The sequence below is a fragment of the Lysinibacillus sp. NPDC097214 genome (assembly GCF_050277945.1).
Lineage (GTDB): Bacteria > Bacillota > Bacilli > Bacillales_A > Planococcaceae > Lysinibacillus > Lysinibacillus xylanilyticus_B.
Window position 1 is genome coordinate 1 of the sequence record NZ_JBNNSS010000003.1, and the last position, 21,823, is coordinate 21,823.

The window sequence follows — 21,823 nt, forward strand, 5'->3', positions numbered from 1 at the left end:
ACGGGCGCGAACGTTCTACCCCGGCTACCGTTATCATATATCGATATAAAAAATGGTCAACCAGAAATATTTTCTGGCTGACCTTATAATACGATCGGGCGCGATTGTTGAATAAGCTTCACTTTTCTTGTTCAACTAACGGAGGCTTTACTTGAAGATCATTGAGTTGCATATGCAGCTCTTTTTTTCTTTATTGAACTAACGGGGCAGGATAGTTGAAGAATGCTGTTTAACTTGTGTGGATATTGCGACACAAAATAGCCACTTGTGCGGAAAAAAGCAACAATTAGTGCGCTTATTAAGGCCAATCATTGCAACAAGATTATCACTAATGATTTTTTATTTAAGACAGTCCGCTGGGGCTGTCTTTTCATTTACAATTATTTGTAAAAGTGATATATTTATCTCATAGAGAGATAAATATATCACTTAGGAGGGGTATAACTAATGAAACGAACATTGACTAACAAGAGTTGGCTCATCGGGCTGTTAGGATTTTTGGGGTTTTCAGGGACTAACGAGTCCCCTGCTATGTATTTATTTTTTGCCTTTTTTGGAGGGTTTCAATATTACTGGTGGTATAAATTAGGCGCAGGGGAAGATGAACGTTTAATCGAAAATCGCAATATTGCGGGGACAATCGCTTTTCGCATTGCTTTCTGTTTTGGATTTCTAAGCAGCTTGGTATTAAGTTTTCTTTCTCACGATTATGCGTTTTTATATCGAGCTGAATTGATCATTTTAGCTCTGACCTTCGCTTTGGGAACTAATTTGTGGGCGTATTTGACTTACAAATATGATATGGGTGAATAATTATGACAGCTTTTACAACACAGATAAAAAAATATCGTCTTTTAAAAGATTTTACCCAAGAAGAACTTGCGCAGCGTGTGGGTGTTCGTAGAGAAACGATTATGCGTTTGGAGAACGCAAAATATAATCCCTCTTTGGAATTAGCCGTTCGAATCGCAAGAGAATTGGACGCCTCAATTGACGACTTGTTCCATTTTGACTTTGAAAAATAATGGAGATGAAAAGAGTGAACAGGATAACATTCAGATTATTGATTGGTTTGATTTGGATCATCGGTGCAATCGTATGTTTAGTTAAATCTAATTTTTTAACGGCTGCTTTTTGCTTGTTAGTTGGTGTAGTATTTGTCGTCACAGCTAAAAGAAAAACAAATACGAAATAAGGGGAAGATTATGACAGATGAACTATTCTCAATCAAAGATTTAGGGGTTTGGTATGAAACCGGTAAACCCATCATAAGGAATTTGAATATGGCATAATTTTAGTTGTTCCATTAACAGGCGCCATTAAAATCGCTGTTCTTCTTAAACTAACGGAGGGCTTTACTTCAATATGGTCCACTATTTTTCACCAATCCCTAAATCTTTTATAGAAACGAAGCAAGATGTAAAATCAAAAAACTGCATCCATTTGGATGCAGTTTTATTTTTTTCTTAACAGTGTATCCCCAAGAGGGATTCCAACCACAACAACCAAAACCGTTAGAATTACCAGGGCTTCAAAAATAAAATACGCAACTTGATCGAACATCGTATCTCTCCTTCTTTTCTTAATAATTCCTACCTTATATTAAATAATTACCCAACTCCTATTGAAGAGTCAAACTATATTTTAAAATGCACAAAATCATTTGTGCTTTTGATAATATAGTTTACTTCATTACAACGTATGTATGCAGTCGTCACTTTTTATATTTTGTGATCTTCAACAGGGCGCGATTGTTTAATAAGCTTCGCTGTTCTTCTTAAATTACCGGGGGATTTAGTTAAATTTTGATTCACGAAATATCAAACCAAGTTGTACAACGCGATTTAGCTTTTTGTACTTCAAAACAGAACCGGTTACTAATTTAGCTCTTTTTTAATTTCCGTACTATTTTCCCGATTACCCATAAGTTTATTGAAATACCATAAATGAAAATGAGGATTTTAACTTCTTTCAGCGGGTGTCACCGAATCGGAAAGGAGTTCTTTGTGACAAAGCCGATTCCGGACGCAATTATGTGAGGCATAATTGATAGGTTATCTTAGTAGAAAATCTATTCATAAAAATGAGTTTTGATTGCTTAATTGACGAAAAATTGCTGTTGACACAAAATTGTCGAAAGATTTTAAATTATTTTTTCCTGGTTATTATGACTTTTTAATAGGTAATATTTACAAGAAATAGGTGTCAATGCTTTGAGATTTTCGAACTAAGCTTTTTTAGGATAATTGTATTACCTCAAAAAACATCTGTTAAGCGCAATAAAACTATGATTTTTTTGACTACGTATATTCGGTAAAAAATGTAATCACAAGATTGTGTTTGAAGGTTATTGGGAAATTTAGGTATTTGTGATGTATAAAAAATGCTAGTCCTAAATTTTATTATGGACTAGCGTTTCTTATTATATAGAGTTGATTGTTGCAAAATATGGTGCTTGACCGTGACGGAAGTAAGTTAAAAGATAGCCACTTTTTTGTACAATTTTGCCTTTTGAAAAATTCTGGTAATCAATGTGATGCGGAATAATGAGCGTATGTTTAAACAACTCTTTTTCTGATAGATTGAAGTTGGCGAATGGCTCACCTGCAATGGCAGGATTTTCACGTAAAGCCGTATAAAGTGCTTTTTGTTGCTCCTCTGTAGGGCGCTCCTTCCACCATAATTTACGAGGCTGGAACTGTTGAATCATTAAATAATCTAGTTGCATTAGGCTTTGAACGATAGTTAAATCAGCACCCTCAACAGTTTCTAAAAACATTAATAAACGAAGGAATAAGTCCTCGAGCTGATGTCCGATACGCGACCAACCTTTTGTTTCCCAATAAGTACCGAAGTTTTGGAAGAAATCAAATGGTGTTTCAAACACTTCAGTTACTAAATATTCAATCGTATGATCCATACGGTGATCGTTCCAGTATTTCTCAAGCACATCCTCCGCATGTTTAATGCGTACGATATCATCAAATGTTAAGACATTGTTAGAGAAAATCTCGTAAGGAGATTGGTCCACATACGTATAGCCGAACTTTTCAGCTTCTAGACGAAGGCCTGTACCACGTAAAAGCTTAAGGAATCCAAGCTGTAATTCTTCTGGTCGCATTGCGAAAACGTCATTAAAGGTTTGACGGAAGCTTGCATAATCCTCCTCTGGTAAACCAGCGATTAAATCTAAATGCTGATCAATCTTTCCACCTTCTTTGACCATCGTTACTGTACGCGTTAGTTTTTCAAAGTTTTGACGGCGCTGCACAAGAGTATTTGTTAAATCGTTCGTTGATTGAACACCGATTTCAAAACGGAAAAGACCTTTTGGTGCGTTATCATTTAAAAACTGGATAACCTCAGGACGCATAATATCTGCGGTAATTTCAAATTGGAATACAACCCCTGGCTTATGTTCATCAATTAAAAATTGGAACATTTCCATTGCATAGCTGCGGCTTATATTAAACGTACGGTCAACAAATTTAATAGTACGTGCACCATTGTCCATTAAGAATCGAATATCTTCTTTTATTTTTTCTCGGTTAAAATATCGAACCCCTACTTCAATAGAAGATAAACAAAATTGACAGCTAAATGGACAGCCTCGACTTGTTTCGATATATTGAATTCGTTTGCTTAGATGAGGGCGGTCCTCCTCAAAACGAAATGGACTTGGCAATTCACGTAAATCTATCTTTGGTGCTTGTGCGTGAATCCGTACTTTACCATCCTCTAAGTAACAAATCCCTGGAACATCCTCCAATGCAATTTCTCCATGCAAATGGCGTAGTAACTGTTTAAAGGAAGTTTCTCCTTCACCCATAACAATGAAATCAACCTCTTCAATTCTACGTAACCAATGGTGGGAATCGTAAGAAACTTCAGGTCCGCCGAGCAAAATTTTAACATTTGGACAGACAGTTTTTAACATTTTGATGACGTGAATAGTTTCTTCAATATTCCAAATATAGCAACTGAATCCTACAATATCAGGTTTTTTTTGAAATAAATCTGATACAATATTAAAAGCAGGATCTTTAATTGTATATTCTGCAATGATTGGATTAAATTCTGGTAAAGCAGCACCTTTTAAATAACGCAGTGCTAAATTTGTGTGAATATACTTTGCATTTAAAGTAGTTAAAATAGTATTCATGAAATAATCTTCCTTTCAATTTCTAATTGTAACAGTCAAGTTGCTGTCAAACAATATAATCCTTTTTGCCTATTTATTTTGTGAACAGTTCGTGAAATAATTTTAAATACTTAAATTTACTAAATTTTGTAATAATAGAATCGTGCAGTCATAAAGTATAGTAAAGGCTCAAAATTCGATTAAGAGGTTTTTTACTCTATTGAAAGGTTCGGTGAGAAAGTTGAAGCAAAATGATATTAATCAATGTTTTGGAAATCTTATGACAAGTACTTCGTCACCAACACTTATTCTTAATAAAGTAGGTAAAATTTTGAACGTGAATGAGGCTGCTATGAAACTTTTTAACCTCGATTCAACGTATATTGGATATTTAACAATGGACGAGTCATCTAATTTAAATTGGGCAAAGTTCGTTAAGCAATTACAAAGTGAGTTGAGATCAGAAGAAATCTTCAATATTCAAACAGCTAGTAATGAGTTTGAAATGATGTCTTTTAAATGTTTTTATGATCCGAACACAGAAGAAATTGTTGCGCAAATTTCACCATTAAATAATGACATGGCTCATGAATTATATGTTAGTCAAGAGCAAGAGAGATCACAATTTTTCCATGCTTATGATCACTTACCGTACGCTGTTATTATAAGTGACGCTAGCGGGATTATTCTTGGGCTAAATAAGTATGCTGAGATGTATTTAAAAATAGAAAAATCGCAGCTACTTCATAAAGCACACCAGCACATCTTTGATACATTTACACTCAAGAAAGGCCAAATTACATCGTACCTTTCTAAACTGATGGGTGAAAAGCATGCAAATATTCATGTAGTCGATGAAACGCCAGTTATAAACCCTTGCTATTATGAAATTTCAAGTATCTATGATGAATATAACAATATTATTGTCACAGTCATTAATGATGAAACAGAAAAGAAACAACTTCAACATAAAGTTGAACATCAGCAAGCTTTAAATGTTGTCGGTCAAATGGCCGCAAGTATCGCCCATGAAATTCGTAATCCATTAACTTCTTTAAAGGGCTTTACCGAATTATTAAAGCTAAATGCTGATGAAGAGTCCCGTATGTATTTATCTGTCATCGATAGTGAACTCCAACGGATGGAACAAATTTTATCCGAGCTTTTAGTATTGTCCAAGCCAACAAGTATGAAAGTAGAATTATTAGAGCTAAATAACATTGTGAAGCAAGTGATTGAGTTTATGCTTCCAGATGCACTTATGAAAAATATTATGATTCAATACATTTCTCCTTCTACACAAGTATACATTGGTGGCAATGAGAATCGCTTAAAGCAAGTATTCATGAATCTTATTAAAAATGCGATGGAATCCATGAATAATGGTGGAACGATCACGGTAGAAATGAATGCTGACTGTGCGATTGTAGAATTACTGATTAAAGACGAAGGTGTCGGCATGGACAGCGCTACCCTTCAAAACTTATTCCAACCTTTTTACACGACGAAATCAGCAGGGACAGGACTAGGCCTTGCTTTCGTGAAAAAGGTGATTGAAGAGCATGAAGGTGTAATAGGTGTGAATAGTGAATTACAAAAGGGGACATGCTTCCACTTACAATTCCCAATTTACACATTTAATCAGGTGGATACGATGGATGTATCCACGAAAGATTCTGCTTATTTAGTAACATAAAAAGAGTCAATGTGCACCGTAAACGACCATTCAAGGCTTAAAATCATATATTGCTTTTGACAAGGCTTTTCTAATATCGCTATAATGGCATGTATAAAAGCGAAATGAAAGGAAAAGGATATGACGTCAGAAGATATAAAGCAATCTTTAAAATTATATATCGTATTATCACGTGCGCATAAAGCAATTAATGAGACAACCCAACAATTTTTTCAAGAGAATGGACTAAACCCTACTGAATTCGCTGTCTTAGAGCTTCTTTATCATAAAGGAAGACAGCCATTACAGCAAATTGGCAATAAAATTTTGCTTGCTAGTGGGTCTATTACGTATGTCATTGACAAACTTGAAAAAAGAGGATATTTATTACGTGTTTCCTGTCCGTCAGATCGCCGTGTCACTTATGCAGAAATTACGGACAAAGGTGAAGCATTTATGGGCGAACTATTTCCGAAACATGAACTGCATTTACATGAATTGATGAGTGTGCTATCTATTGAGGAAAAAGATCAAGCTATCACTTTATTAAAAAAATTAGGACTGTCTATTAAGGATTTGTCTTATTAAAAAGGGTTGTCTCAATGAATTTGAGGCAACTTTTTATTTTGAACAAATACTTTCTTTAAAAGGCTTATACATGTAGAGGGAGAACACGGTGAATCTTAAATTTGATTCTAGACCTTTTGGAGATTAGCGTCATAGATAAGGGAATGGAGAGAGCGACAAACGTATCCCGTCCAGCGTATCCGCCCTTGTAACCGCTCCTAGCCACCCATCGCACCAATCGACCAATCGGAAGGGAAATGAGCCTCACGATATGGTAAAAACCTATTTAACAACGTCCTGTGGCAATTTATCTGTGCGAAAGCGAAGCGACAGCAACACGGCTTTAACTGTGCGAAAGCGAAGCGACAGCAACAACAGCAACAACAACAACAACATACGACTGAGTGACCGACATCATGTTGGTCTAAGGCCTCAAGCCGATTTTGGATGCAATTATGCCGAGGTATAATTGATAATAATAAAAAGACTGTAGAGCAAACAAGTTTGTCTACAGTCTTTTTTGAATTATTATTTTTTAGAAATAGTTGCTGCCATTTTAAACATAGCATCTGTTAAATCTAGTTCGTCGTTATCGTGAATTGTTAATTTTATAATTAAACCATCTTTTTCAAAAACAACGCCGATTACTTTTTCTTTGTCTTCCTCAAAATTCACAACATAACCTTCAATGTTTTTAATACCTTTAAATGCAGCTAAATCCTCAGAAGATAAAGATGATGTTTCACCAACAGCATTCATATAATCTTGCATAGATGTTTTTGCTTCATCATAGCTTGATTGTGACACATCTTCGATACGCATGAATACTTCAGCATTTTCATTAGAAACTAACATGTCTTTACCTGGTTCTTCTTGAGAAAGTGTAAATCCAGGTAGTTGTTGCATTTTATAGCCTTGATCAGCACTTTTTGATTCGGTTGCTGTTTCAGTTTTGTCTTTGCCTTTTTGAACATAGTTAACTTCTTGTTTTGGTGCAGTTGCACTATCAGTAGTTTCTGTAGTGCCTTTATCTGTTTCAGTTGATGTAGGAGTCTCTTTTGAGTCCTCTACAGTTTTATCCTCAGTTGTTGGTTTTTGTTGTTGTTCAGTATTTGATGGCTCATTTTTTTGAACATCAGAATCCTCTGTTTTATCAGAAGTATTACATCCTACGACTAAAATGGCTGTTAGAAATAATGCAGGTAGAGTAAATAATTTTTTTTGCATGAAAAGCCCTCCTTTTTTAATTAAACGTTGGTAAAGAGAAAATGTTTCCAAATTTTAATGTTATTATGTTAAAGGTAACACTAAAAACAAGAGTAGTACAAAAACTACATGGGATACAATAACAAGTGGCATACTCTTACGCCATTCATATAAAAAGCCCCAAATAAGACCAGTTACAAGTGCAGCAATCATACCAAGCATAAAGCCGCTTATTGCAATAGCGATTGCACATAAAATCGCTGTTACAATGACGGCAAAAGTAGGTCGCATAAAGCGTTTTAGCTGTTGTTGAACATAGCCACGCCAAAAGAGCTCTTCACCAATAGCAACAATGAATACGAGTAAAATATAGTGCCAAATAGTCTGTGGTCCGTAATTTGCTAAAAACTTTTGTACTGATTGTACCAATGAAGAATTAATATATGGTGCAAGCCAATAGCCCAAGCGTATAATACCGTATGTTATTGTACCGTATCCAATACCGAAAAGTAAAAATTTCCAGGTTGGTAACTGATCTTCAATTTTACCAGTCAAAATGGCAATGGCAATACATACAAGTAAAGTAAATGCATATAGGTGCCAAAATACAGCTTGGTTAGCAAAGGTAAAAGCAAGCATGCCATAAACGAATAATAAAGAAAGGAGCCATATTATTGTTTGTTTCGAATTTGTAAGCATCATTCGACCTCCATGCTTTTAATTTTATCAAAAAAAAAGTCCCTTATCATCTATAAAGACAAATAGGGACTATTCAGACTATTAAGCTTCATTTGTATATAAAATTTTGTAACGTTTATGGTTGACGACCGTCTTTTCTTCAATTTCAAGAGAATCAAAATTCTCCATGTATGTTAAATCAACGATCACCGAATTTTCATTTACTTTTTCGACTATACCTTGTAAGCCATCTTTAAACTCGATAATATTTCCAACTTCAGCTATTTTCACAGACAGTCAGCTCCTTCATCGACTAATAATATACAGTTTGCATGAAAAAATGGAAAACGTAAAGCCTTTTTTGAATAATTCATAATTAATTACACAGAATGCTAAAAAAAGAGAGGAATAGAAAAATGGAAAAATACGAAAATATGCTTAAACAATTACAAAATGGGGAATTAAACAGTATAGAAATAGAAAAGGAACAATTTTATGAGTTTCGAGAAGTACTTGTAAAACATCCTTTATTTAAACATTTTAGAGGTGAGGCCAAACAAAATGGACGTGTAATCTATACTTATCAAGAAATTCCAAGAAGCTAATTTGTCGAACATTGTCGTAAGTTAATGCTGTAAGAAATGAAATATAAATGTATAATAATGGTATGATTATTTGTGTGTGGAGGGTTATATGAATGGTCAATCTACTCTTGAAACAAATGGAACAAACTCGTGAGATGATGATTCGCTCAGGTGTAGAGAACGGGTTACAAAATGCGAAAACCATTCAACTGAGTCGCAGATTAGATCAGTTAATGAATACTTATTATAGACAGACAACATTTGAAGAAGAAGAAAGTCAAGAAGACTGAAAGAATGTTCCAGTATTCAGCGTATAAACTTTTTAAATAATATGTTTAAAAAGCATTTGGTGGGGAATACTTATTTTGAACACAGCAACATTCTCATTTCCCCTTTTGAGCAGTGATACCCCATCAACTGCTCTTTTTTTTGTCTTCATTAGGTCAAAGTGAAATTGATTTACTCGTATATATGCAGCGTCTAAAGTTTTTAGTACAACTTACCAAAAGAAGTTTGAATTATCTGACCTATTCAACTACACTGAAGTATAAGAATAAGCGCTCTTTTGGTTAATGATGTGAAAAATCAATCGATGCCTTGATCACAAAGGAGTATGTACATATGGGAAAAGAGAGTATTGCATTTATCGGCACTGGTGTTATGGGTGCCAGTATCATCAAGCATTTATTAAAAAATGGTCATGAGGTAACAGTTTATACACGCACAAAGGAGAAAGCTGAGCCGCTGTTGGCGTTAGGTGCAACTTGGGCAAGTACACCAGCAGAAGCATTTAAACATAAGGATATTGCCTTTACGATGGTTGGATACCCTTCGGATGTAGAGGAAGTTTATTTTGGAGATAACGGTTTATTTCAAACAGCTGAATCCGGCAATATCGTTATTGATATGACCACTTCCGAACCAACATTGGCAAAGGAAATTTTTGAGCATGCCCAAAAACTTGGAGTAGAAACGCTTGATGCACCTGTTTCCGGAGGTGATATTGGTGCTCAAAATGGGACATTATCAATTATGGTTGGAGGTAGCCAAGCTACATTCAATAAAGTTTTATCAATCATGAAACAGTTCGGTGAAAATATTGTTTATCAAGGAGAAGCTGGTGCAGGGCAGCATGCTAAAATGTGTAATCAGGTCGTTATTGCTTCTGGAATGATTGGTGTGTGTGAGTCACTGGCTTACGGTTTAAAGGCTGGACTTGATTTACCGACAGTATTGCAATCCATTTCGTCTGGTGCAGCAGGTTCTTGGTCGTTAAGTAATTTAGCACCCCGTATGATCAAAGAAGATTTCGCACCAGGCTTTTATATAAAGCATTTTGTAAAGGATATGAAAATAGCATTAGATGAATCTAAAAAAATGGGGATTACATTACCAGGTCTAACACTTGCTTATGATATGTATGAAAGGCTAATAGAAGAGGGCTATGGTGAAAACGGTACTCAGGCACTTTTAAAGGCCTATCTTAAAGGTTAACAAAACGAAGAATTCTAATTTTAGAAAGCCCGAAGTATCATCTTTTGGAAGGATGAATACTTCGGGTTTTTCTATATAAAGCAGCTCATTAACACATATAAAATAGCATGCTTGTTGAGTATTGCCCGTAGCGGAAAACAGTGTTTTCCAATGAATTCAAGTGGATAAAAATGCTTAATCAACACACCTGAGAAAATAGTTAACTACGGATGCATCACTCTTTTTCAAAAAGTTTTGTGTCTAAAGAAAAACTAGATGCCCCTGCAAGTGCAAAGTATAAAGCCATTGCAGCTAAAGCTAAATCTAATTCATATCCAGCTAAGCCGTTTTCTCCGATAAAGCCAACGCTAAGCTTCGCTGTAAAAATGGCAACAATCATTGTCACTGTCAATAAAGCGCCGATAAGTCTTGTGCCTAAACCTAGAATAATGGCTACACCACCGACTAGTTCTATAATGGCAACAATATAAGCCATGAAGCCTGGAATACCAATGGAATCAAAATAATCTGCTGTGAAGCTGATACCTCCCTGAAACTTTTGGAAACCGTGAGTTGCAAAAATAATGCCAAGCACCACACGTAAAATAGTTGAACCGATATTTTGCATAGTTTAATAAACTCCTTTTTGTTTTTAGCTTACATTTCGTAACTTAGTTTATTTTTAAAAACAACTTTTGTCAAGTAACTAAATTTTATTTTTAAAAATGATTTTTTAAAAAATGATATACTCTTATATAAGAACAAAATACATTGGAGGCAGGAAAATTGGATCAAAAAAATATTTGTCCACGATTTGAAAAAGCATTAAAAATATTGAATCATAGCTGGAACACCCTGCTTATTTATCAGTTATTAGAAGGACCTCAACGATACTCAACGATAAAAAATCAGGTGGGTATTAGCAGTCGTGTGTTAACGGAGAGATTAAAAGAATTAGAAATTGAGAATATTGTGGAGCGCACAGTTATTCCATCAACACCAGTCGTGATTGAATATAAGCTAACAGAAAAAGGACATGCACTTGCACCGGTTCTTAAAGCAATTGAACAATGGTCTTCTATGTGGGTGAATATAGAAGAATAGACAAAGGATATCCAAGCGAGGGGGCTTGGATATTTTTTTGAGTGTTGAAAAAATGGTCAAGGAAATTGAGGGTAATTTTCAAAAGTATGGCTCTCTTCTGCGCAACGAGGGGTTGATTTCCGTTCCGGCTGGGCGCTTTCCTGGGGGCGTCCGATGAGCCGCTTCGCTTCGCTGCAGGGTCTCATCTGTGACGCTAATCCCCAAGGAGTCGCCCAGCCTCCACTCCAATCAATCACTTCACATAGCGTGTATCATCTAGTATGAGCACTAATAAAATTGACAAGACAAAACTTCAGCAATGTTTTTTATATGCGAAAACGGAGTGCTAACTTAGCGACAACAGCTACAAAGCGAAGTATGCGGCTCGACTCTCCCCGCAAGAAAGCGAATAGCATGGATAGACATCCTATTTTAAGACAATAGTTTTTCAATAATAAAAGGATATTCAGCGAGGAGGGGCTTGGATATCCTTTTTTTATTATGAAGATATAGGAGATACTGTTTCTCTTATAAAAGTACTAAAGTCATTGTTTATTAAGTAAATTTTAAGTAGCTCGCAGCAAAGGAGAAGATTTGTTCATTTTAGAGTGTTAGTAAAATAAAAATGAATGTATATTGTAAATAGTGTTAATTTTCATTAAATAAAAGGTATTTTTTATTACATGGGGGAATTTATTTAATAGTATAGAGAATGGGAGGAGGGTTTTATGAAGCGAAATTCAACAGTGGACGTTCAACATCGCAGTCAGTTAGCTCTTTATTTATCATTGCCAATTTTGTCGTGGGCATTTTATGATTTTGCGAATACAATATTTTCTTCAAATATTAATACGATATTTTTCCCGTTTTATATGGATGAGGTTTTAGGGACGAATGAGGTAATGCAGCAGGTGGCAAGCACATTTATTTCTTATGCGAATGCGATTGCTAGCTTTTTCCTCGTTATCTTTTCGCCACTTTTTGGTGTATGGATAGATCAGACCGGCTATAAAAAGAGATTTATCGTATGGTTTGCATCTATTTCCATCTTCTTTACCTTTATGATGGGGGTTTTTGCGAATTTACAAATGCCAACAAATTTTTCAGGTGTGCCACTTAGTTTATTTTTAGTTGTAGCTAGTTTTATCATTGCTAAATTTTTCTTTAATTCCAGTCTAGTATTCTATGATTCCATGATGGGTGATTTAGGGACAAAAGAGGAAATGCCCCTTATTTCTGGCTATGGTGTAGCGATTGGGTATCTTGGAACAATTTTGGGACTACTTGTTTATTTATACGTAGGAAACAGTGACTTCCATCGAGCATTTATTCCGACTGCCATTTTATATTTATTATTTTCTTTGCCATTATTTTTTATTAATAAAGATACACCGATACCAACGTCTCAACGAAAGCCTATTAAATTTTTAGATGGGTATAAGGAAATTGTTCAAACGTTTAAGGACATGAAGCAATATAAAGCTATTTTCACTTTTATGATTGCGTACTTCTTTTTAAACGATGCAATTGCAACAACGATTGCAATGATGGCTGTATATGCAACAACAATCGTAGGTTTTACTTCAGGTCAATTTATCGTGCTTTATTTAGTGTCTACGGTTTCAACTATTATTGGCTCTTTTGCATTTGGGTATATTACAAAAGCAATCGGAGCCAAACGTGCGATAACTATCGTGGCAATATTAATGATTGTTGCTTTAACATTTGCTGTCTTTGCGACAGAGCAATGGATGTTTTGGCTTGCAGGTAGTATGTTTGGCGTATCGCTAGGATCCATGTGGGTAACATCTAGAACATATATTATTGAATTGTCTCCAGAAGAAAAACGAGGTCAGTTTTTTGGCTTATTTGCATTTTCAGGTAAAGTATCCTCCATTATCGGGCCAGCAGTCTACGGAACGGTTACGTTATGGATGAAAGATTACGGAACGCTAGCAAGTCGTGTTGCGCTATCAACATTAATTGTGATGACGATAATTGGCTTATTGATACATCTAAAAGTCAATGGCTCAAAAGTTGGAGATGATATTTGATAAAACATCCACGTAAGCCATGAATATCGGCTGAGCGCTTACCTGAAGGCATCTGATGAGCCACCTGGGCTAAAGGATAGTTTTTTGTGCGAAAGCGAAGCGGCAGCACTAACTGTTATCTGCATGGAAATCAACCCGTGTTATGGATGGCGAGCCATGTTAATAATAAAATTGGGAAAAGCAAGTGGGAGAAATGTAGTGCCTATGATACAATTGAATTATAAATAGAAGTTGGATAGAAAGGAGCGGTGTTGCTATGGAACATAAAGGTATATTATTAGAAAGTGGCACAAATGAGCTAGAAATTGTTGAATTTGAAGTAGCTAATAATAAATTTGGTATTAACGTTATTAAAGTAAAGGAAATTATTCAACCGATTCCAGTAACATTTATTCCACACGCGCACCCGCATGTAGAAGGGATTATTCAATTACGAGGTGAGGTTTTACCAGTAGTTGATATGCTCCGAGTATTAGGTATTCAAAGTCAAGAGCGTAGTTCTCAGCAAAAATATATTGTAGCTGAGTTTAATAAACAGCGTGTAGTATTTCATGTAGATAATGTAACACAGATTCACCGTATTTCATGGAATCAAATCGAGAAACCTTCTGATATGTATCAGGGAGGAACATCACAAGTAATAGGTGTTATTAAGCAAAATGAGCAAATGATTTTATTGCTTGATTTCGAAAGAATTATGGTAGACATAAATCCAGACTCTGGCATTAGTGTAGAAGCCGTTAAAAAGCTTGGTAAACGTGAGCGCTCTGAAAAACGAATTTTAATTGCAGAGGATTCACCATTACTACGTAAGCTCTTGTTCGATACTATGAAAGAAGCAGGTTATGAGAATGTTGAATTCTTTGAAAACGGCCATGATGCTTATGAATACCTCCAAGCTATCGTCAAGAGTGGTAGCGATATATCCGAGCATATTCAATTAGTTGTGACGGACATTGAAATGCCACAAATGGATGGGCATCATTTAACGCGTAAAATAAAGGAGCATCCAGATCTCCAAAAGCTTCCTGTCATTATTTTCTCAAGCTTAATTACGGACGATCTTCGTCATAAAGGTGACCAAGTAGGTGCAGAGGATCAAATTAGTAAGCCAGAAATTGCGGAGCTTATTTTACGAATCGACCAACTTATCATATAAAGATCAGGATTTTACAATAAAGATAAAGTTGGAAAAGGTACTTCACAATATTAATAATGGGTATCCTGAAAGTATAATAATAATGTAAGAAAGTCGGATGCCTCTTTATAGGCTCCGGCTTTTTTGTATAGATACATGAGGCTAGGAACAAAATAATAAGGTTCTATATGTTGAGGTGTCTATACAATGGTCATAGATACGGTTCCCTCAATATTTGATGTAGAACCAATAATACTATGCATGCATTAAGGAAGTGATTATTTGAATGAATTAAAAACCGCTATCATCGATATTGGCTCAAACACCGTTCGATTAGTATTGTATCAATACGATAAAGAAGAGGGGCTTCGTGAGATTGGAAATATTAAGACGGTTGCACGTTTACGTACATATATACAGCCATCTGGTGAAATGTCTGAAGAAGGTATACAAGTATTAACAGAAACATTATTGACTTTTAAAGCAATACTTGATGATTATGAAGTGACTGATGTTAAAGCTGCTGCAACAGCTGCAATCCGTCAGGCGACCAATAGAGAAAAAATAATGACCTTAATGAAAAAACAGACAGGCATTCAAATAGAGCTTTTATCTGAAGAAGAAGAGGCATATTATGGCTTTGTTGCGGTAGCTCATTCAATGGGCACGAAGTCCGCTATAACGATCGATATTGGTGGCGGTAGTACAGAAATAACGTTTTTTGAAAATAAAGAACTACAGAAATCTCATAGTTTTCCGTTTGGTACCGTTTCTTTAAAGCAACGTTTTGTAAAGGGCGAGATTATGAATGGAAGTGAAAAAAAGGAACTTATTGCATTTGTGAAGGAACAGTTCAAATCACTTTCATGGATTCAGGATATCGGTTTACCGATTATCGCTATTGGTGGTAGTGCTCGAAATATTGCCCAAATTCATCAACAAAAACATGCATATCCAATCGCAAGTGTACATGGCTACGAAATGACGAAGGGAAATTTAGATGAGCTCAGTGTATTTTTAAATAATTTAAGCTTCCATGATTTGAAACAGTTAGATGGGCTTTCGGCAGATCGTGCGGATATCATTGTCCCTGCATTAGAGGTTTTCAATGTGTTAATGGAAGTTGTCGGTAGTGAATTGTTCCAAATAACAAAGAAGGGTTTGCGAGAAGGGCTCATTATAAAGCGTATTTTGCAAACAGATAAAAGTGCGTTTGATAAGTACAATGTGTTTGAGGGAAACGCTAAAAGATTGGCTCGTCAGTATGGCCGTTCTGAAGAAGAAGCGGACTATTTGATGCATTTAACGGATCAATTGTACCGTGAATGTTGTCGCTTTGGTTATTTGCAACATCATCCGAAAGATTTGCACTTATTGGCGAAAGCGGCAAGGGTGCTTAATATCGGGGAGTATATTGAGTTAAGTTCGGCGAGTCAGCATACTTTCTATTTAATTGCGAACCAATCTATCGATGGGCTAAGTCATAAGGAACGTGTAAAATTAGCACTTTTAGCCTCATATAAAAATAAAGATTATTATCAGCGATTCGCTGCTCCGTTTACAGAATGGATGAGTCGTGAGGAGTATCGTAAAATACGAGACTTTGGTGCTTTTTTGAAATTTGTCTATGCGTTAAATGTATCTAAAAGAAGAATTGTCAAAGCTATTAAAATGCAAACAAAAGAGGATTATATACAGCTTAGCATCTATGTGAAACACAATGCGGCCGCTGAAGAATACCAAGCAAACCGACAAAAAAAACATCTAGAACGCGCATTAAAGATACCGATAAAAATAAACTTTGTGGAAGTAGGGTGAACAATTATGACAACTGAAGTTACGAAAAATCAGCTAAGTGAAGAAGAATCAACAGAAATACAAGGTCGATTACTAGAGGAAATCGCTAAACCGCAATATTATAATAATCGTGAATTAAGCTGGCTCGCCTTCAATGAACGTGTTTTAGAGGAAGCAGAGGATGTTGATAATCCTCTGCTAGAACGATTGAAATTTTTAGCAATATTTAGTTCGAATTTAGATGAATTTTTCATGGTACGTGTTGCAGGTCTACAGGATCAAGTACGTGCAGGTTTTCATAAGGCCGAAAATAAGTCAGGTTTAACACCAAAAGAGCAATTAGCGAAAATTGCAGAGCGAACGCAGGCATTAGTGCGCCGACAAACTGAAGTTTATAGACACTTAATATATGATTTATTACCACAACATAATGTACATATCGCAGACATGAAAGATTTAACTAGTACACAGAAAGCATTTGTCAATGAAATGTTTGCAGAAACCATCTTCCCTGTTTTAACACCCGTAGCTGTAGATGCGTACCGTCCTTTCCCAACTTTGCTTGGTAAAACATTAAATTTACTTGTTTTATTAGAGCAAGATGAAACATTCTTAGAGAATCGTGAAAGGGTAGCCATTGTACAAGTTCCATCTGTTTTAGATCGTTATATTAAAGTACCATCAGCAGACGGAGAGACAGTTATTGTCTTATTAGAAGACGTGATTGTAGCGCATATAGAAAAACTCTTTTATGGTTACAGTGTCAAATCAGCGCAGGCTTTCCGTTTGACACGTAATGCCGATTTAACGATTCATGAAGAAGGTGCAAGAGATTTACTTGTAGAAATCGAAAAAGAGCTGAAAAAACGTAAGTGGGGTGTAGGCAGTCGTCTCGAAGTTCGTGAGGGCGAGATGAGCGAGGAAGTTCTTACATACTTACTAGATGAATTTGAAATTGAAGAAACGGATGTTTTTCATATAGATGGACCGCTAGATTTAACATTTATGTTCTCTTTTGTAAAAGGCATATCTGTTGGCCGAGAACATCTAGAATATGAAAGCTTTATCCCACAGCCGCCATTAGATTTGCAGTCGGATGAAAATATTTTTGAAAAAGCTCTGCAACAAGATATTTTTTTCCATCACCCATTTGAGTCGTTTGCGCCAATAGTAGATTTTATTGCAGAAGCGGCCGTTAATCCGAACGTTTTAGCTATCAAACAAACATTATATCGTGTAAGTGGTAATTCACCCATTATACAAGCCTTAAAGTTTGCAGCAGAAAACGGTAAACAGGTAACAGTTTTAGTTGAATTGAAAGCACGTTTTGATGAAGAAAATAATGTGCTTTGGGCAAAGCAACTTGAACAAGCTGGCTGCCTTGTTATTTACGGCATGAATAACTTAAAAACACACTCGAAAATAACGCTTGTTGTAAGTCGTCGAAATGGAAAAATTGAGCGTTTTGTTCATCTTGGCACAGGAAATTATAATGATGCAACTGCAAAAATTTATACAGATATGGGTATCATAACGACAGATAAGGAATTTGGCATTGATGCCACTAACTTCTTTAACTATTTAAGTGGTTATACGGAGAAACCAACGTTTAATCATTTAGTTGTGGCCCCGTTTGATATTCGAGATGAATTTATCCGCTTAATGGATGAGGAAATTGCATGTCATAAGAAGCATGGTAATGGTTTTATTCGAGCTAAAATGAATTCACTAACGGACAAAGACTTAATGATGAAGCTTTATGAGGCGTCCATTGCAGGTGTGAAAGTAGAGCTTATCATTCGTGGTATTTGTTGCATTAGACCAGGCATCCCTGGTATTAGTGAAAACATAACAGTAACGAGTATTGTTGGTCGTTTCCTTGAGCATTCGCGTATTTATTGGTTCCACCATAATGGGGAAAATAAAGTATACTTGTCTTCTGCAGATATGATGACTCGTAATATGATTAAACGTGTGGAAATTTTATTCCCAGTATATGCAAGCGAAGCGAAAGCTCGTATTATTAACATAATGAATACACAACTTGAGGATACAGCAAAAGCGCGTATTCAAGACTCCAATGGGAAATATCATTACAAAGAATTTGATCGTGGTGAAGATCCGATTAATAGTCAGGAAATTTTCCTAAAGGATGCACTAAAACCTACGCTAGACGAAGAATAAGCAAACACGCTACTTAGTGAGGGATATAATGAAAAAATATAAAGAGAGTGTAGCGCAATTTGCAGACTATCATCAAATCATACAACTTAATCCATTTGATGCGGTCGTATGTTTGAGAAAAGTGGATACAAAAGCGTTTGAAGTCGTTAATTTTAACGATAAACTACCGTCATTTATGACGCTACAAGATGTGAAAGCCACCAATGCTGAACAATTTTTTACGGAGCAATGCTGGCTGCAATTATCGAATATAGTACAACAAGAATTGAATATAGAGCAAAGGCTAGAGGTTTATACAGAACACAAAGTAAAAACATTTATTGTTCGTGTACAGCACTTAGAAAATTCAGTTGTAGCAGTTATTTTCCGTGAGAAGCAGAATGAAGTAGAACCCTATTTGCAATTTGTGGAACAGCACGTATGTCCGGTGTTAACAACTGATTTGCAAGGTCGCATTATTCATCAAAACGTTGCTGCCACTTCTCTCTTGCAAAAAGAACAACAAAGCTTGATTGGACAAAATATTTTTTCATTATTAGAGAGCAAGTATATCAACGAATTTAAATTACTATTTGCAAAAACTATTGAGGGCTCAGCATTTGGGATGCCAAAATGCTTGTTTAAACAGCAACTGTTAAGTAAAGAACCATTTTATTTAAGAACGCATCCAACATACTTTAATGGTGAAATTATAGGTGTGCATTTATTTGTGAAAGACGCCACGTCATTTATGAATGATCATCAGGCCTTTTATTACCTAGCATTAATGGATGAATTAACGGGTATTTGGAATCGTAAGGCTTTAAAGGAACAGTGGCTTCAACATTTAAATGATAAGAAGCAAAATAAGCAAGCCGCTATTATTTTAATGGATATTGATCGTTTTAAGAAGTTTAATGAATCCCTTGGTGAAAGTAAGGGGGATGAACTTATACGAATGTTTAGTCAAAGACTTCATGAGCTCTGTTACTCAAAATGCTCTCTTTATCGTTATAATAGCGATGAATTTATTTTTGTTCTAAAAAATGCAACCGTCAACAAAATTGAACAGACGGCTAACGCTATTTTAGATGCATTAAAACAGCCATTCATAATTGATGGGCAGGAATATTTTATTAGCGTGTCGATTGGTATCTCCCAAAGTCCCGCGGATGGCAAAGATTTAGAAACACTTGTACGTAAAGCAGATAAAGCATTATTTTCTGTAAAAGAGCATGGTCGTTCACACTACCGTTACTATCGTGAAGATACGACAACTATTTTTGCAAATGAGGCACTGATGGAGGCGCATTTACGTCGTGCTATCGAATTTAATGAACTAAGTATTCATTTACAGCCGCAAATGGATTTAACGAATAATAGTATAAATAGCTTTGAGGCATTATTACGATGGAATAACCGAAAATTTGGCTTTGTGTCTCCTGCACAGTTTATACCTATTGCAGAGGCATCAGGCTTAATCATTGAAATCGGTGATTGGATTATTGACGAGGTGTGTCGTTATCAAAAAGAGTGGCGGATGAATGGCTATCGACCAGTACGAATTGCCATCAATATTTCGCCAAAACAATTTAGAAAAGAAAATTTTGCTCGGAAAATTAAAGCGGCCTTGAAAAAATATAATGTCCCACCTGAATTATTAGAGGTGGAAATTACCGAAAGCTCCATGACAAATGTCCATGAAACATTTTCAATTTTAACCGAATTGAAGCAGCTAGGTGTTTATGTTTCCGTTGATGATTTTGGAACGGGCTATTCATCTCTAAGCTATTTAAAGCGTTATCCGATAGATATTATAAAAATTGATCAATCGTTTATAGCGGATATTACAAAAGATGATAAAAATGAGGCCATTATTAAAGCCATCATTTCAATGTCCCATAATTTGGGGTTGGAGGTCGTAGCTGAAGGGATCGAGGAACCATCACAAGTTGATTTTCTAAAACGCCACCGATGCCAAAAAGGGCAAGGCTATTTATATAACAAGCCATTACCCGTAGAAACTATTGTGAATAAATATTTTGTTAGCTAAAGCCAACAAACAAAGTAGCACTTCATCATGAAATTGGGTGAAGTGCTACTTTGTTGTAGAGGCTTGGGAGATCTAGGCGAAACGAAGGTACAATTCGAGTAGGCTCAACCCGATCAAAAAAAGCTTGAGCTGATCACTTCTTCCGATTACCCGATCAAATCTCCGAGCTACCCGATCGAATAGTGGCTCAACCCGATCAGTTCTCCGGGCTACCCGATCGAATAGTGGCTCAACCTGATCACTTCTCCCGGTAGCCTGAGCGAACGAAGATACAACCGGATTAGAAAATAGCTTCACCCGAGCTCAAGCAGTTTCGACCTATGCAAACTCTTCTAAAATTAGCTATTTATTGTCTACTTTCAATCCATCTAACACAATAACTGTAAATTGCGCCATTTCGACTGATAAATTGAAGTCTTCATTATGAATTAACCAATCATAGACATTTGCACGCATGCAACGCTGAATAATAGCCTGCACTTGAGTAACCTGCAAATCTTGACGAAATTCTCCAAGTCGAACGCCATCCTCTATATAGGTATTAATAATTTGGAATATTGTTCTTTGTGGATTAATTAAATAATGATCTTGTTCCACTTGATTTGTCATCGCCGCAGTATAGACTGTGCGCATTAAATCCTTGCCTACAACGTTTGTTAAATACATCATCTGCTCTTTATAAAGCGTTAAAATTTTTTCGCTTGCTGGTAAAGTAGAGTCGATATTTTTTTCTACAGTGCTATAAAAACTATCAAGTTCCTTAAATTTTTCTAAAATAACATCGTACTTAGATGGGAAATGGGTGTAAAACGTTCCCTTCGATACATTACATGCTTTCGTAATTTGTTCAATAGATACATGCTCAAATCCATGTTTATAAAATAAATCTAATGATGCTTTGAGTAACTTTTCCCGTGTTTCTAATGCCTTTTTTTGACGGCTCGTTAATGAATTCATGTTCTCGTATTCCTCCGAATAAAAATAGAATAAAATGTTTTTGTTAAAAATTCTGAAAATATAAAAATTTTGATTGACGATATGGAATTAATTTGATTATGATTTAATTGACCGAAGTCAATGACTGTGGTCATTCGAATTTTATCGTACTAATGTTACGATAAAAAACTGGAGTTGGCTAGTGTGCATTGGATTTTCAAAATGATATTTCTATAGCTTTTTAAGTCTAAAATTGAACAATTTTAAGGGGGACA

At 35.7% G+C, this 21,823-nt stretch carries 20 protein-coding genes; 14 read left to right on the plus strand and 6 right to left on the minus strand.

All coding sequences use genetic code 11. From position 1 onward, the window contains the following. The first annotated feature begins 447 nt into the window (after nt 1-447). From ACQKMI_RS07275 to ACQKMI_RS07285, 3 genes are read left to right on the plus strand one after another with little or no spacing between them, the layout of a single operon-like run. Nucleotides 448-813 carry a DUF3796 domain-containing protein gene (locus ACQKMI_RS07275; protein ID WP_427487983.1) on the plus strand — a complete coding sequence of 122 codons (366 nt, stop codon included), beginning with the start codon at nt 448-450 and terminating at the stop codon, nt 811-813. 2 nt (nt 814-815) lie between these two features. After that, the gene (locus ACQKMI_RS07280; protein ID WP_223555763.1) at nt 816-1,025 is read left to right on the plus strand and encodes a helix-turn-helix transcriptional regulator; all 210 of its coding nucleotides are present in this window, start codon (nt 816-818) and stop codon (nt 1,023-1,025) included. A 14-nt stretch (nt 1,026-1,039) separates the two neighbouring features. Then, on the plus strand, nt 1,040-1,195 hold the full coding sequence (locus ACQKMI_RS07285; RefSeq protein WP_427487984.1) for a hypothetical protein: 156 nt from the start codon (nt 1,040-1,042) through the stop codon (nt 1,193-1,195). 1,227 nt (nt 1,196-2,422) lie between these two features. Here ACQKMI_RS07285 and ACQKMI_RS07290 read toward each other — a convergent pair. Then, complete coding sequence (locus ACQKMI_RS07290) at nt 2,423-4,162, minus strand: B12-binding domain-containing radical SAM protein (protein ID WP_427487985.1); 1,740 nt, start codon at nt 4,160-4,162, stop codon at nt 2,423-2,425. Between the two features lie 259 nt (nt 4,163-4,421). On the opposite strand from ACQKMI_RS07290, the gene ACQKMI_RS07295 reads away from it, so the two are divergent. After that, nucleotides 4,422-5,837 carry a PAS domain-containing sensor histidine kinase gene (locus tag ACQKMI_RS07295; protein WP_427487986.1) on the plus strand — a complete coding sequence of 472 codons (1,416 nt, stop codon included), beginning with the start codon at nt 4,422-4,424 and terminating at the stop codon, nt 5,835-5,837. A gap of 120 nt (nt 5,838-5,957) precedes the next feature. Further along, nucleotides 5,958-6,404, plus strand: coding sequence for a MarR family transcriptional regulator (locus ACQKMI_RS07300; RefSeq protein ID WP_323645421.1), 447 nt, complete (start codon nt 5,958-5,960; stop codon nt 6,402-6,404). Nucleotides 6,405-6,911: 507 nt separating this feature from the next. On the opposite strand, the gene ACQKMI_RS07305 is transcribed toward ACQKMI_RS07300, so the two are convergent. The 3 genes from ACQKMI_RS07305 to ACQKMI_RS07315 form a co-directional block, all read right to left on the minus strand. Then, the gene (locus ACQKMI_RS07305) at nt 6,912-7,610 is read right to left on the minus strand and encodes a hypothetical protein (protein WP_427487987.1); all 699 of its coding nucleotides are present in this window, start codon (nt 7,608-7,610) and stop codon (nt 6,912-6,914) included. 63 nt (nt 7,611-7,673) lie between these two features. Then, complete coding sequence (locus tag ACQKMI_RS07310; RefSeq protein ID WP_427487988.1) at nt 7,674-8,288, minus strand: CPBP family intramembrane glutamic endopeptidase; 615 nt, start codon at nt 8,286-8,288, stop codon at nt 7,674-7,676. Nucleotides 8,289-8,369: 81 nt separating this feature from the next. Beyond that, a complete protein-coding gene (locus tag ACQKMI_RS07315; protein ID WP_053483503.1) occupies nt 8,370-8,558 on the minus strand; it encodes a YkvS family protein in 189 nt (62 codons plus the stop codon). Nucleotides 8,559-8,683: 125 nt separating this feature from the next. On the opposite strand from ACQKMI_RS07315, the gene ACQKMI_RS07320 reads away from it, so the two are divergent. From ACQKMI_RS07320 to ACQKMI_RS07330, 3 genes are all read left to right on the plus strand, one after another. Further along, entirely contained in the window at nt 8,684-8,872 is a 189-nt protein-coding gene (locus ACQKMI_RS07320) for a hypothetical protein (protein WP_323645418.1), read from the plus strand. A 92-nt stretch (nt 8,873-8,964) separates the two neighbouring features. Next, nucleotides 8,965-9,141, plus strand: a complete 177-nt coding sequence (locus tag ACQKMI_RS07325) for a Spo0E family sporulation regulatory protein-aspartic acid phosphatase (protein WP_427413649.1) — start codon at nt 8,965-8,967, stop codon at nt 9,139-9,141. 331 nt (nt 9,142-9,472) lie between these two features. Next, nucleotides 9,473-10,345, plus strand: coding sequence for an NAD(P)-dependent oxidoreductase (locus ACQKMI_RS07330; protein WP_427487989.1), 873 nt, complete (start codon nt 9,473-9,475; stop codon nt 10,343-10,345). Between the two features lie 214 nt (nt 10,346-10,559). Here the strand turns inward: ACQKMI_RS07330 and ACQKMI_RS07335 are convergent, their stop codons facing one another. Beyond that, nucleotides 10,560-10,952 carry a DoxX family protein gene (locus ACQKMI_RS07335; protein ID WP_427487990.1) on the minus strand — a complete coding sequence of 131 codons (393 nt, stop codon included), beginning with the start codon at nt 10,950-10,952 and terminating at the stop codon, nt 10,560-10,562. 158 nt (nt 10,953-11,110) lie between these two features. On the opposite strand from ACQKMI_RS07335, the gene ACQKMI_RS07340 reads away from it, so the two are divergent. The 6 genes from ACQKMI_RS07340 (at nt 11,111) to ACQKMI_RS07365 (ending at nt 20,612) form a co-directional block, all read left to right on the plus strand. Then, the gene (locus ACQKMI_RS07340; protein WP_427487991.1) at nt 11,111-11,428 is read left to right on the plus strand and encodes a winged helix-turn-helix transcriptional regulator; all 318 of its coding nucleotides are present in this window, start codon (nt 11,111-11,113) and stop codon (nt 11,426-11,428) included. A 707-nt stretch (nt 11,429-12,135) separates the two neighbouring features. After that, the gene (locus ACQKMI_RS07345; RefSeq protein WP_323645413.1) at nt 12,136-13,461 is read left to right on the plus strand and encodes an MFS transporter; all 1,326 of its coding nucleotides are present in this window, start codon (nt 12,136-12,138) and stop codon (nt 13,459-13,461) included. Nucleotides 13,462-13,717: 256 nt separating this feature from the next. Then, nucleotides 13,718-14,620 (plus strand): chemotaxis protein, encoded by a 903-nt coding sequence (locus ACQKMI_RS07350; protein ID WP_427413654.1) that lies wholly within the window; start codon nt 13,718-13,720, stop codon nt 14,618-14,620. A 261-nt stretch (nt 14,621-14,881) separates the two neighbouring features. Then, entirely contained in the window at nt 14,882-16,417 is a 1,536-nt protein-coding gene (locus ACQKMI_RS07355) for a Ppx/GppA family phosphatase (RefSeq protein WP_427487992.1), read from the plus strand. A gap of 6 nt (nt 16,418-16,423) precedes the next feature. After that, nucleotides 16,424-18,580 carry an RNA degradosome polyphosphate kinase gene (locus ACQKMI_RS07360; RefSeq protein ID WP_427487993.1) on the plus strand — a complete coding sequence of 719 codons (2,157 nt, stop codon included), beginning with the start codon at nt 16,424-16,426 and terminating at the stop codon, nt 18,578-18,580. A gap of 28 nt (nt 18,581-18,608) precedes the next feature. Further along, nucleotides 18,609-20,612: an EAL domain-containing protein gene (locus tag ACQKMI_RS07365; RefSeq protein WP_427487994.1), complete on the plus strand. Its 2,004-nt coding sequence runs from the start codon at nt 18,609-18,611 to the stop codon at nt 20,610-20,612. Nucleotides 20,613-20,954: 342 nt separating this feature from the next. Here the strand turns inward: ACQKMI_RS07365 and ACQKMI_RS07370 are convergent, their stop codons facing one another. After that, nucleotides 20,955-21,569, minus strand: a complete 615-nt coding sequence (locus ACQKMI_RS07370) for a TetR/AcrR family transcriptional regulator (RefSeq protein ID WP_427487995.1) — start codon at nt 21,567-21,569, stop codon at nt 20,955-20,957. Nucleotides 21,570-21,823 lie beyond the last annotated feature (254 nt).